At 65.4% G+C, this 12,845-nt stretch carries 11 protein-coding genes; 9 read left to right on the top strand and 2 right to left on the bottom strand.

Annotation, left to right across the window (positions count from 1 at the left end; genetic code table 11):
* The first annotated feature begins 65 nt into the window (after nucleotides 1–65).
* Nucleotides 66–683 (top strand): glycoside hydrolase family 19 protein, encoded by a 618-nt coding sequence (locus ACW9TV_RS12185; protein WP_494303734.1) that lies wholly within the window; start codon nucleotides 66–68, stop codon nucleotides 681–683.
* A 4-nt stretch (nucleotides 684–687) separates the two neighbouring features.
* On the opposite strand, the gene cobS is transcribed toward ACW9TV_RS12185, so the two are convergent.
* Nucleotides 688–1,689, bottom strand: a complete 1,002-nt coding sequence (gene cobS, locus ACW9TV_RS12180) for a cobaltochelatase subunit CobS (protein ID WP_494303733.1) — start codon at nucleotides 1,687–1,689, stop codon at nucleotides 688–690.
* Nucleotides 1,690–2,028: 339 nt separating this feature from the next.
* On the opposite strand from cobS, the gene ACW9TV_RS12175 reads away from it, so the two are divergent.
* The 5 genes from ACW9TV_RS12175 (at nucleotide 2,029) to ACW9TV_RS12155 (ending at nucleotide 8,658) form a co-directional block, all read left to right on the top strand.
* Nucleotides 2,029–5,415 (top strand): autotransporter domain-containing protein, encoded by a 3,387-nt coding sequence (locus ACW9TV_RS12175; protein WP_494303732.1) that lies wholly within the window; start codon nucleotides 2,029–2,031, stop codon nucleotides 5,413–5,415.
* Between the two features lie 134 nt (nucleotides 5,416–5,549).
* Nucleotides 5,550–6,701 carry an alpha-hydroxy acid oxidase gene (locus ACW9TV_RS12170; protein ID WP_494303731.1) on the top strand — a complete coding sequence of 384 codons (1,152 nt, stop codon included), beginning with the start codon at nucleotides 5,550–5,552 and terminating at the stop codon, nucleotides 6,699–6,701.
* 80 nt (nucleotides 6,702–6,781) lie between these two features.
* Nucleotides 6,782–7,216, top strand: a complete 435-nt coding sequence (locus ACW9TV_RS12165) for a hypothetical protein (RefSeq protein ID WP_494303730.1) — start codon at nucleotides 6,782–6,784, stop codon at nucleotides 7,214–7,216.
* On the top strand, nucleotides 7,216–7,431 hold the full coding sequence (locus ACW9TV_RS12160) for a helix-turn-helix transcriptional regulator (protein WP_494303729.1): 216 nt from the start codon (nucleotides 7,216–7,218) through the stop codon (nucleotides 7,429–7,431). Before ACW9TV_RS12165 ends, ACW9TV_RS12160 begins: the two co-directional genes overlap by 1 nt.
* Before the next feature lie 54 nt (nucleotides 7,432–7,485).
* Nucleotides 7,486–8,658, top strand: coding sequence for a dipeptidase (locus ACW9TV_RS12155; protein ID WP_494303728.1), 1,173 nt, complete (start codon nucleotides 7,486–7,488; stop codon nucleotides 8,656–8,658).
* Here the strand turns inward: ACW9TV_RS12155 and ACW9TV_RS12150 are convergent.
* A complete protein-coding gene (locus ACW9TV_RS12150) occupies nucleotides 8,647–9,228 on the bottom strand; it encodes a J domain-containing protein (RefSeq protein ID WP_494303727.1) in 582 nt (193 codons plus the stop codon). The two genes, ACW9TV_RS12155 and ACW9TV_RS12150, sit on opposite strands and share 12 nt — an antisense overlap.
* A 62-nt stretch (nucleotides 9,229–9,290) precedes the next feature.
* On the opposite strand from ACW9TV_RS12150, the gene ACW9TV_RS12145 reads away from it, so the two are divergent.
* The 3 genes from ACW9TV_RS12145 to ACW9TV_RS12135 all read left to right on the top strand — a co-directional run bounded on the left by ACW9TV_RS12145 (nucleotide 9,291) and on the right by ACW9TV_RS12135 (nucleotide 12,759).
* Entirely contained in the window at nucleotides 9,291–9,560 is a 270-nt protein-coding gene (locus tag ACW9TV_RS12145; protein ID WP_494303726.1) for a BolA family protein, read from the top strand.
* A 30-nt stretch (nucleotides 9,561–9,590) separates the two neighbouring features.
* Nucleotides 9,591–10,514, top strand: coding sequence for a LysR family transcriptional regulator (locus tag ACW9TV_RS12140; protein WP_494303725.1), 924 nt, complete (start codon nucleotides 9,591–9,593; stop codon nucleotides 10,512–10,514).
* 130 nt (nucleotides 10,515–10,644) lie between these two features.
* Complete coding sequence (locus ACW9TV_RS12135; protein ID WP_494303724.1) at nucleotides 10,645–12,759, top strand: alkyl/aryl-sulfatase; 2,115 nt, start codon at nucleotides 10,645–10,647, stop codon at nucleotides 12,757–12,759.
* The last annotated feature ends 86 nt before the right edge of the window (nucleotides 12,760–12,845 follow it).

Raw genomic sequence — 12,845 nt, 5'->3', positions numbered from 1 at the left:
GTCCTACACATGCCGATCAGGCCTAGGAAGCCATCGGGTCGATCGCAGCAGGGGCAGGGCATCCCATGACACCATCTGTCGAACAGCTTGTCGCAGCCGGTATCGGGCCAACGCCCGCCCGCAGGTTCCAGCCGGCGCTGGCGGGGCCGCTCGCCCGCTTCCGGATCGAAACGCCACGTCGCATCGCCGCCTTCCTGGCGCAATGCCATGTTGAATCCATGGGATTCACGGCGCTGGAGGAAAATCTGATGTACACCAGCGCCACACGCCTCACGCAGGTCTGGCCCGGCCGCTTTCCTGATGCGGGGCTTGCCGCGGCCTTTGTCCGCAGCCCCGTGCGGCTCGCCAATCTGGTCTATGCCAATCGCAACGGCAACGGCCCCGAGGAATCAGGCGACGGCTGGCGCTTCCGCGGCCGCGGGCTGAAACAGCTGACGGGACGCGCCAACTATCGCGAAGCGGCCGCCGCGCTTGGCCGGCCCTATGTGGAACAGCCCATGCTTGTGCAGGAACCGGCCGACGCCATCCTGACAGCCGCCTGGTTCTGGCACGCCAGGGGGTGCAATGAACTGGCGGATGGCTGGCAGATCGATGCGATCACCCGCCGCGTGAACGGCCCCGCCATGCTGCAGGCGGCGCAGCGCCGCCGCCAATCGGCCCAGGCGCTGCGGGCACTGGGCTAGCAGGTCATTTCCGCGCCCGGCTCACCACGCTTTCGGGCAACTCCTCGCCGAACACGCGCTGATAATATTCCGCAACGATCCCCCGTTCCGATTCGTCGCAGCGGTTCAGGAAGCTGGTGCGGAACGCGAAGCCAACGCTTTTGAAGATGTCGGCGTTCTGCGCCCAGGTGATCACGGTGCGCGGGCTCATCACGGTGGAAATGTCCCCGGCGATGAAGCCCTGCCGCGTCATGTCCGCCACCTTCACCATGGCCGCGATCACCTTCGGATCGGTATGCGGGCTCTTGGCGTGGACGATGTTCGTCTCGGTCTCGTTCGGCAGATAGTTCAGCGTTGTCACGATGGACCAGCGGTCCATCTGGCCCTGGTTGATCTGCTGCGTGCCATGATACAGGCCAGAGGTATCGCCAAGGCCGACGGTGTTGGCCGTGGCGAACAGCCGGAACCAGGGGTTCGGGCGGATCACCCGGTTCTGATCCAGCAGCGTCAGCTTGCCTTCCACTTCCAGCACCCGCTGGATCACGAACATCACATCCGGCCGGCCGGCGTCATATTCGTCGAACACAAGCGCGGTCGGCGTCTGCAGCGCCCAGGGCAGCAGGCCCTCGCGGAATTCCGTCACCTGCTTGCCGTCGCGCAGCACGATGGCGTCCTTGCCCACCAGATCGATGCGGCTGATGTGGCTGTCCAGGTTGATGCGGATGCAGGGCCATTTCAGGCGTGCCGCCACCTGCTCGATATGGGTTGATTTGCCGGTGCCGTGATAGCCCTGCACCATCACCCGCCGGTTGAAGGCGAAACCCGCCAGGATCGCCAGCGTGGTGTCGGGATCGAACACATAGGTCGGGTCCAGGTCCGGCACCCGCTCGTCGGCCTTGCTGAACGCGGGCACCTTCATGTCGATGTCCACGCCGAAAACCTCGCGCGCGTCGATCTCGATGTCGGGCGCGTCCATCAGCGTCGGCGAATGGCGGTCGGTGTCGGCGGCAAGGTTCAGGCTGGTCATGGCCGGCAGCGTTGCCGCCCCCGGGGCCAAATCGCAAGGGGGCACAACGTCGCCCCCGCCTCCCCCTTGCGAGAGGTTTGGCGCCACAAGTCGTCGTTAATCGGGTCATTGATGGCGGAAAAATACAATCCCCCCTGCCGGGACTCGGTCTAATGATCAGGGGCAGATTGGGCGCAAGTGCAAATATGCACATGTTCTGCGTGGGGTATTAATCATTCGACAGATCAACAACGGCGGAAGTCCGGGCGGAGGGCGCTTGGGCATTTTCTGAAGCCGTTCAGCTTGGGGGTTGGCATGTACAGTCTGAAATCTTCGACGGCCGCTCTGGCCGTGGCAGCCATGCTTGCATTTTCGGGTGCGGCATCTGCCAACACGCTCTATTTCCAGATGAACCCGAACCTCGCAGGATCGAATGATCTGCGGCAGGTGTTCCTGTTTGGCCCTGCGGGGGCCACGGGCACGGTCACTTCACCCTATGGCTTCAGCGCGACCTTCGATCTGGGGGTGGAAGGCTTTGCCGTCGTGCAGCTTCCCCTCTCCGATCAGCTGACCAGTGGCGTCGTGCAGGACAAGGGCTTCAAGGTCACGTCCTCGTCCGCCGTCAGCGGCTATTACCTCAGCCGCCGCCAGGCCACGACGGACATGTCCTACCTGATCGACGGAGAGCGGCTGGGCACCAACTATGTCGTGGCCGGCTACCAGAATATCTATGAAGACCAGATGTCCGTGCAGGCGACGCAGGACAACACCGTCATCACCTTCACGCCCAAGAATTCCGCCTCGTTCCAGGTCACGCTGAACGCCGGCCAGACCTACATGTACACGGCCAGTACGCAGCTGACAGGCAGCAGCATTCTGGCCGACAAGCCGATCGCCGTCTTCTCCGGCAACCGCTGCACCAACGTGCCCACCGGCGTCAGCGCCTGTGACCATCTTGTCGAACAGATGCCGTCGGTCGACCAGCTCTCGTCCAGCTACCTGCTCGCGCAGACTCCGCGGACGGGTTCGCAGGGCAATGTGATGCGCGTCGTCGCGACAGAGGACAACACCGAGGTCCGGGTTAACGGCGCCCTCGTCGCCACCCTTGCGGCGAAGGGCGATTATTACGAAGGGCGGGTCGCAGGCGGCCTGCAGCTGGATGCGACAAAGCCCGTGCTCGTCGCCCAGTATCTGATCGGTCAGGGGGAGGCGTTCGACAACACCGATCCGGCAATGACGATCGTGCCCGGATCAGATCAGTGGCTGAAGAGCTATGTGTTCGCCACACCGTCGGGCGCGGCCGATTTCCCGACCGACTTCGTCTCGATCATCATCCAGACCACGTCGCTCGGCAGCCTCACGATCGATGGCGTGGTGGCGGATGCCACCCTGTTCAACCCGCTGGGTTCCACCCTGTTCAGCTATGGCAACATCGACGTCTCGGCCACCACCGGGCCGTTCGCCATTTCGGCCGACACGCCCTTCCAGCTCTTGCTGTCGGGCTTCGACAGCTACGACAGCTACTTCACCTATGGCGGCGCGGCCTTTGCGCCCGGCGCATCGCCGCCGCCGGATGAGCCGCCGCCGCCGCCCCCGCCGCCGGGCATCGATGTCTACTGGGATGGCGATGGCGCCGGCAGTTCGGGCAACAACAAGGTGGATGGCGGCAGCGGCACGCTCACCCGGGACAGCGTGAACCTCACCCTTTCGGATGGGGGGGTCAACAACATCCTGCCGGGCGGCAGCCCGACGATCGTGTTCCAGGGCGCCCCGGGCACCGTCACCATCGATGATGTCGATGGCGCGATCGAGATGGGCGGCATGCGCTTCCTCGTCGACGGCTATGTGATCACCGGGGATTCGGTCGCCCTCACCGGCACGACCCCGACCATCCAGGTCGGCACCGCCGACCCGACGACGGCCAGCTTCATCGCCCGCGTGGAATCCGTCCTCACCGGCACGGCGGGGCTCGCGAAAACGGGCCTCGGCACGCTCGTGCTCACCGGCGCCAACAGCTATGGCGGCGGCACGAACATCGCGGCCGGAACCGTGATCGGGAACAGCACCACCTTCGGCACCGGCGGCATCGCCGTCGCCAGTGGCGCCTTCCTGGTATTCGATCAGGGCGCAGCCGGCAGCTTCGTGCAGGGGCTCAGCGGCAGCGGCACCTTCACCAAGCGGGGCGCAGGCGCGCTTGTCCTGGGCGGCGACAACAGCTTCTCGGGCGGAACCTTCGTCCAGCAGGGTCTGCTGCAGGTGAATGGCAACCTCGGCAGCTCTGCCGTCACGGTACAGACGGGGGGCATTCTCGGCGGTACGGGCACGGTTGGAAGCACGGTCGTGCAGGCGGGCGGGCGGGTCGCGCCCGGTACATTGATCGGAACGCTCGTCGTCAACGGGGATTTCACGCAGGCCACAGGCTCCTTCTACGACGTGGAGCTGAATTCGCTCGGCCAGTCGGACCTCATCGATGTCAGCGGTCGCGCCACAATCGAATCCGGCACCACGATCTCGGTCACCAAGCTCGATGCGCCGCGCCTTCCGCTGGGCATGCGCTACACAGTGCTGACGGCCGACGGCGGCGTCACCGGAACCTATGGCAGTGTTACGGGGCCGGCGGCGCGGGTTTCGGCCTTCATCGGGCTCACGCCGTCCTATGATGCCAACAATGTCTATCTGAACGTTGCCCGCAACCGCGCCTTCGCGGCGGCCGGGGCCACGCCCAACCAGATCGCGGCGGCAACCGGGGCCGACAATGCCGGCAACGGCGCGATGTACACGGCCATCGCCTATCTGCAGACCGACGCGGAGGCGCAGGCGGCCTTCGACGCCATCTCCGGGGAAATCCACGCCTCTGCCCGCGGCGTCACGCTGGAAGACAGCCGCTTCGTCCGCGAAGCGATGATCAACCGTACGGTGGGCGAACGCACCGCCGGCAAGGGCCTGTGGATCCACGGCTATGGCAGCTGGGGCAGCATCGATGGCGATGGCAATGCGGCGGATGTGAAGCGCGACATCGGCGGCTTCTTCATCGGCGGTGAAATGGTTAACGAAGGCGGGCTCGTGCTGGGCGCCGTCACCGGCTATGGCGAAGCGAAGATCAAGGTATCGGATCGCAGTTCGCGGGCGGATACCAGCGACGCCTATCTGGGCGCCTATGTCGGCTTCAACGCGATGGGCTTCAACGCCCGCGCCGGCCTTGCCTATCAGTGGCGCGATGTGAAGACGCTGCGCAGCATCGACTTCCCCGGCTTCAGCGACAAGGCCACCGCGAAATACAGCCTGGATACGTTCCAGATCTTCGCGGACGCGGGCTACAAACTGGATATGGGCAGCTTCGGGGTGGAGCCCTTCTTCCAGCTTGCCTATGTCGATCTCTCCAGCGGTCGCTTCTCCGAATCCGGTGGGTCGGCCGCCCTCTCCGGCTCAGGTGGGGAGGATTTCTGGCTCACCCAGCTCGGCAGCCGCTTCCGTGTTGATGTCGGCACCGGCCTCGGCGTCACCGGCTCCGTCGGCTGGCGGCACCTGGCCGGCGGGGACCGCGCCACGCCTGTCAGCATGCGCTTCGCGGCAGGCCCCGCCTTCGACATCATGGGCGCTCCGCTCGCGAAGGATGTGGCCGCGCTCAGCTTCGCGCTCACCGGCAGCGTTTCGAAGAATATCGAGGTGGATGTCGGCTACAGCGGGATCGCGGGCAGCGGCGTTTCCGATCACGGCGTCCGCGCGGCGTTCACCTTCCGCTTCTAAGGGGCGCTTCCCGGGGGGGGGCGCTTCTGGCGGGCCGTTTCCGGGGCCCACACCCCAAGCGGGGCCCAGGGGCAGGAACCAGCAGTGCAATCGCGCTGCTGGTTCTTCGCGTGCCGGGCCGCTAACGTCCGGTTATGCGCCTTGATGATTGCCACAATGTCCAGCACTTCCGCGAACTCGCCCGACGGCGGCTTCCGGGGCCCGTGTTCCACTATATCGACGGTGCCGCCGACGATGAGATCACGAAGCAGCGCAACACCCGCGCCTTCGACGATGTCGATCTGCTGCCGAACGTGCTGGCGGGCGTGGCCGAAATCGACATGTCGGTCACGGTGCTGGGGCGGAAGCTGGCGATGCCGCTGTTCCTCAGCCCCACCGCACTTCAGCGCCTGTTCCACTGGCAGGGGGAACGGGCCGTCGGCCGCGCCGCATCCGCCTTCGGCACCTATTTCGGCGTTTCCAGCCTCTCCACCGTCAGCCTGGAGGATATCGGCGCCACCGTCGACGGACCGAAGATGCTGCAACTTTATGTCCACAAGGACGAAGGCCTGAACCAGAGCCTCGTGCAGCGCGCGAAGGATTCCGGCTTCGATTGCCTCACCCTCACGGTGGATACGATCGTCGGCGGCAACCGGGAACGCTGCCTGCAAACGGGCTTCACCAGCCCGCCGCGCTTCACGGCATCCAGTGTCTGGGAATATGCGACAAAGCCCGGCTGGGCGCTCAACTATCTGTTCCGCGAACGCTTTTCCCTGCCGAATCTGGAAGGCCACCTGCCCGAGGGCAGCAGCAAATCCATGTCCGTCGCAGACTATTTCACCCAGATGCTGGACCAGACGCTGGACTGGAAGCGCGCCGAAGGCATCCGCAAGAGCTGGGGCGACAAGCCCTTCTGCCTGAAGGGCGTGATGAGCGTGGAGGATGCGAAGCGCGCGATCGACATCGGCGCCACCGCCATCATGGTCTCCAACCACGGCGGCCGCCAGCTCGACGGCAGCCGGTCCCCCTTCGACCAGATCGCCGAACTGGCCGATGCCGTGGGCGACAGGATCGAGATCATCTGCGACGGCGGCATCCAGCGCGGAACCCATGTGCTGAAGGCGCTGGCGGCCGGCGCCCGCGCCTGCTCCGGCGGGCGCCTCTATCTCTATGCGCTGGGGGCGGCGGGCGAACCGGGCGTCCGTCGCATCCTCGGCAAGCTGAAAGCGGAAATCGAGCGCGACATGAAGCTGATGGGCGTCACCCGCATCGACCAGCTGGATCGGGGCAGGCTGCGCCGACGCTAATCCGCGAATGTCGAAAATTCTCGACACGAAGGCGACAATATCATACACCGAGTCGAATATTTTCGACATCGGGGGCTCAAATGCCGTTCCAGGATATCTCGTTCCGCGAAAAGTCCGCCTGGGCGATGGGCGCACTCGTCCTCGCCGTCACCATCTTCTACCTGATCGACGTGCAGCCGATCAGCTGGCGTGAGGGCGTTGCCCCTCCGGTCGACCGCCACTTCATCAAGATCACCATCGCCACGATCGTCGGCTCCATCCTGATCCAGAGCTGGCTCGCCGCCCGCAACCCGAAGGAAGCCGATGCCCCGGCAGACGAGAGGGAGCGGCTGGCGCTCGCCCGCGCCGGCAACCTCTCCGGCTTCATCCTCGCCTTCGGCAGCGTCGCCGCCCTCATGAACTATCTCGTCCACGCCAACGGCGATCTCCTCTTCCACGGCATTCTCCTCAGCATGCTGGTTTCCACTGTCGCGGAATCCGCCCTACAGATCTTCTACTTCCGCCGAGGCCACTGATGGGCCGGAAGCCGCCCATCACCAACCGGGTGAAGCTGCACCGGATGCTCGCCGGCGGCATCACCCAGGCCGAACTGGGGGAGGCGGTCGGCGTCACCCGCCATACCATCATCGCCATCGAACAGGGCGCCTATTCCCCCAGCCTCGAAACCGCCTTCCGCATCGCCCGCCATTTCGGGGTGGGGGTGGAAGACGTCTTCGGGTGGGAGGGCTAGGCGAAGGCGGGTTCACGGCCTAACCTCCCGGTAAATCGCATGGGGGGAACGGGAATGCGCAAATGCGTGTGGGGCTTTCTGGGCCTGATCACGGTGGCCGCCATCGGCTTCTTCGCCTTCGCGCCGGGCATTCTCGAATCCCGCACGAACAAGGTCGACGGCCTGCCGCTGATCCCCGTCTCGCCCGAGGCGAAGGCCCTGCACGCCAGTCTTCGGATCGTCGATTTCCATTCGGACACGCTGATGTGGAAGCGCGACATCCAGAACCGCGCATCGCGCGGGCATGAGGATCTGCCCAGGCTGCAACAGGGCAATGTCACGCTCCAGCTCTTCTCCTCGGTCACGAAAAGCCCGCGCGGCCAGAATTACGACGGCAACACCGGCAACACGGACAATATCACCCCGCTCGTCATCGCCCAGCTGCAACCGCCCCGCACCTGGTTCTCCCTCACCGAGCGCTCGCTGTTCCACGCCGAAAAGCTGGATCGCGCCGTCGCCGCGTCAGACGGCGCGCTGGTGAAGGTCGCCGATGCCGCCTCGCTCGACGCCCTGCTGTCGGCCGCCGCGAAATCCCCCCGGCCGGTCGGCGCGATGCTCACCATCGAAGGCCTGCAGAACCTTGAGGGCAAGGCGGAAAACCTCGATCGCCTGCATGCCGCCGGCTTCCGCATGGCGGGCCTCACCCACTTCTTCGACAATGAACTCGCAGGCTCCATGCACGGCGTCGAAAAGGGCGGGCTCACGCCGCTGGGGCGGCAGGTCGTCGCCCGGATGGAGGAGCTGGGCATGATCGTCGATGTCGCCCACCTGTCCCACAAGGGCGTCGCCGAACTCATCGCCACCGCCCGCCGCCCGCTGGTTTCCAGCCACGGTGGGGTGCAGGCGATCTGCAAGACCAACCGCAACCTTTCGGACGAGGAGATTCGCGGCATCGCCGCCACCGGCGGCCTCGTCGCCATCGGCTATTGGGACGGCGCCATCTGCGGCACCGACCCACGCACCGCCGCGAAATCCATGAAGCATGTGCGCGATCTCGTCGGCATCGCCCATGTGGCGCTGGGCAGCGACTATGACGGCGCGACAACGGTGCGCTTCGATACCAGCCAGCTGGAACAGATCACCCAGGCCCTGATGGACGAAGGCTTCACCCCGGATGAAATCCGCGCCGTGATGGGCGAGAACGCGCTTCGCCTGATTCGCGCCGGGATCCAGCCGCTAGCGTCCTGACGCCCGCCTGCGCCCGAAGGTCGCGCTCGCTTCCAGATGCGCATGGGCTTCCGTCAGCGCCTGGAAGCGGGCCTCGTGCTCGCGGCTCCCCTTGTTGGCGTCCGGGTGATAGCGCCGCGCCAGCTGCCGGTATTTCGCCTTCACCTCGGCCATGTCCGCCGTTTCGGGCAGGCCCAGCTTCGACAGCGCCTGCCGGTCCTCGCGCGTCAGCGGGCTTTCCGCGCGCGCGCCGCCTGCCGCGGCCTTCCAGCGCAGCACGCCCAGCGCATCGTCCACCCGCATGTCGCCGTTCATGGCATTGTGGGCGAAGGCGCGGGTTTCGCGGTCCCATGTCGGATAGGGCGATTGCGCCTCCCAGATCGCGTCCTCGCTCATCCCGTCGAAATAATTCCATTTCGCGTTGAACGCGCGGACATGCTCCAGACAGAAATACTGCCACTCAGGCGGCCCCGATGGCGCGGCGAAGCTGCTGCCCGGCTTGCGCACGGGCGCGCGATAATCCCCCGCCTCGGCGCACCCCTCGTGCGCGCAGCCCCTGTTTCCCGGAAATGCGCCGCCCTTTGCCTTCATGCCCGTTCCCTGAATGCCAAACCGCCCATATAGGAAGGTCATACAGCTTTCGGGAGGCCAACATGGGCGCCATCAGGGACGAGATCGAACGGCGGCTGCGCGAGAATTTCGCCCCCCTCCACCTTGCCGTCATCGACGACAGCGAAAAACACCGTGGCCATGCCGGCCATGATCCGCGTGGCGAAAGCCATTTCTCGGTGGAGATCATCTCCGCCCGCTTCGAGGGGCTCAGCCGGGTCCAGCGCCAGCGGGCCGTGAACCGCGCCCTCGCGGATCTGCTGGCGGATCGTGTCCACGCGCTCGCCATCAAGGCCGAAGCGCCGCCCGCCTGATGCACTGCCGCCCCTGAACATCCACCGCAGATGACGATCCGCAGCCATGCAGCCGGCCACGCGATGGGCTCGCGCGACATGGCCTATCTGCTGGCCGTGGCGGATGAGGGCAGCCTGCGCCGCGCCGCTGTCCGGCTGGGGGTATCCGCCGCAGCCGTCAGCAAAGCCGTCCGACAGATCGAGGCGCGGCTGGGCGCCCCGGTGTTCGAGCGCGCGCCGGGCGGCGCCCAGCCCACGGTCGCCGGCGCCGCGCTGATCCGCGCCGGCCGGGATGCGCTGGCGGCCCTGTCCTTCGCGGAAACCGATTTCCGCGCCGCCAGCGGGCTTCTGCAAGGGCTGGTCCGCATCGGTTGCGGCCCGTTTCCGGCCCCGGGTGTCGCGCGCATCGTCGTGCCCGAAGCCAAGCACCGCTGGCCGTCGCTGCGCATCTCGATCGAACTGGGCGCCGCCGTGGATCTGATCCCCAAGCTCGCCCAGGGCGCCCTCGACATCGCCCTTTGCCATATCGAGGATATCGAGCTTCCCTCGGGCCTCGTCCACCATCATCTGCAGACCCTCAGCGCCGTCATCCTCGTCCGCCCCGGCCATCCGCTGGTCCGGCAGGGAAGGGTGTCACTCGCCGAACTCGCCGGCTACGGCCTCGCCGGCTTCCGGTCCTACAACCGCTTCCAGCAATGGTATCGCCACCATGTCGGGCAAGAGGCCGACTTCGCCTTCACCGGCCCTGATTTCGACATTCTGGCCGAAACGGTCGCCCGGTCCGATCTTCTGCTGTTCAGCTCCCGCTATCTTTCGGAAACGCTGATCCGCACGCACGGGCTGGTCGAGCTTCCAGTCGAGGGCGAGCCCTTCCGCCACGAGGTTCATTGCATTCGGGCAAGCCGGGTGAAATCCCCGGCGGTCGAAGCGATCGAACGACTGATGGATGAGCTGCTCCATCAGTCGGAAGCCTGACGACGGCACGTCTGAGACAGGGCGTAAACCTCAAGTTTACACCTCGCCAACAGATGGCCCGCTATGCGGCCCCCGCCTGCTTGCCGCAGGAACAACCGAAACAGAGGCAAGCAATCACAGGAGCAGCAGCATGTCCCCTAACAAGGCCCGAACGCCATTTTCAGGCATTGCCCTGTGTGCACTTGCGGTCTCTCTGCTGGGGGCCGGATCCGCCGCCGCGCAGACGGTGAATCCCCTGCTCGATCCCAATGCCGCAAAGGGCCTGCATTTCCATCCGCAGGGGCAGCCGGCGTCCGAAAGCACCATGGCCCTGCGCGAACGGATCCGTGCCAGCCTGCCGTTCGAGGATGAACGCGATTTCGCGGAAAGCAAGCGCGGTTTCCTGAAGGCGCCGCCCTACAAGAAGATCATGGCCGATGCCGGTCATATCGCCTGGGACATGGAAAGCTATCAGTGGCTGCTGCAGGGCAAGGATTTTCCCAGCATCCACCCATCGCTCCAGCGGCAGGCCATCCTGAACATGGGCTATGGCCTGTTCGAAGTGCTGCCGGGCCGGATCTACCAGGTCCGGGGCTATGATCTCGCCAACATCACCTTCATCAAGGGGGACAAGGGGTGGATCATCTTCGATCCGCTCACCACCAGGGAAACCGCCCGCGCGGCGCTGAAATTCATCAACGACACGCTGGGCGCGCGCCCGGTCACCGGCGTCATCTACTCGCACAGCCACATCGATCATTTCGGCGGGGTGCGCGGCGTGGTGGATGAAGCCGATGTCCGCGCCGGCAAGGTGCCGATCGTCGCACCGGACAATTTCCTGGAAGAAGCCGTGTCGGAAAACATCTTTGCCGGCAACGCCATGACACGCCGAAGCCGTATCCAGTATGCGACCATCCTGCGCCGCAGCCCCTTCGGCCATGTGGACCAGTCAATCGGCAAGAACGTCTCGGCCGGCATGCCGGGCCTGATTGCCCCCACCGTCACCATCGACAAGCCGTTCCAGAACGTGACGATCGACGGCGTGAAGATGGTGTTCCAGCATACCCCCGATACAGAGGCGCCTGCGGGCATGAACACCTGGTTCCCCGACTGGAAAGCCTTCTGGGCGGGCGAGAATGTGACGGCGACCATCCACAACATCTATACGTTGCGCGGCGCACCCGTTCGCAACGCGCAGAACTGGGCGAAGGAAATCAACAGCGCGATCCACCATTTCCCGGACGCAGAAGTGCTGTTCGCCTCCCACAGCTGGCCGCGCTGGGGCAACGACCGCATCATGGACGTGCTGCGCGCCCAGCGCGACCTTTACGCCAACATGCATTCGCAGGCGCTGCACCTCGCCAACCAGGGCGTCACCATCAACCAGGTCCACAACGTCTATCAGGTGCCGAAAAGTCTTCAGCAGCAATGGGCGGCCCGCAGCTACCATGGTTCGGTCCAGAACAATGTGCGGGCGGTGATCAACCGCTACCTCGGCTTCTGGGATGGCAACCCGGCCAATCTCGATCCTCTGTCGCCGGCCGATATCGCGCCGCTCTATGTGGAACTGATGGGCGGCGCGGCGCCGATGCTGGCGAAGGGGCGCGAACTGAACGCGGCCGGGCGCTACCGCGAATCCGGTGAAATCCTCTCCCGTCTCGTCTTTGCTCAGCCGGCCAATCAGGAAGCGCGAAACCTGCTGGCGGATACCTTCGAACAGCTCGGCTACCAGAGCGAGAGCACCAGCTTCCGCAACTCCTACCTCCAGCTGGCGGCCGAACTGCGCACCGGTATCGCAGAGGGGACGGCCGCAAGTTCCACCAGCCCGGACATGATCCGGGCGATGCGGACCGGCCAGTGGCTCGATTTCCTGGCGATCAGCATGGACAGCCGCAAGGCAGACGGCATGCGCTGGACGATCAATCTCGTCACCCCCGACAACGGGGAAAAATATCTGGTCGAGATGTCCAACGCCACGCTCACCAACATCGAGGGCTTCACCAGCCCGAAGGCGGATCTGACGGTCACGCTGAACCGGGCCGACCTCGATTCCGTGATGATGGGCGTGAAGAGCTTCGAGCAGCTGGAAGCCGAGGGCAAGGCGAAGTTCGATGGCAGCCGGGAGCCCTTCAACCAGCTGCGCTCGATCCTCAGCCTGTTCACGCCTGATTTCGAGATCTTCCCGAGCACCCGCAACGCCCGCGCCGTTCCCGCCGGCGTGAAGCCGTTCCAGATTCCGGCGGGCTATCAGCCGGGCTCGGAATAGCGGCGGCCTCGGCAGGTCTCGTTCCCGTCGTTCCGGGGCGCGCATTTCACAGGGTTCAACCGCCCGCCGCGCTGCGCTAGATGGAC

The organism is Sandaracinobacter sp. T42 (assembly GCF_059115405.1).
Note: the sequence above shows the minus strand (reverse complement) of the source record. Positions and strands in the feature narration are given on the sequence as shown.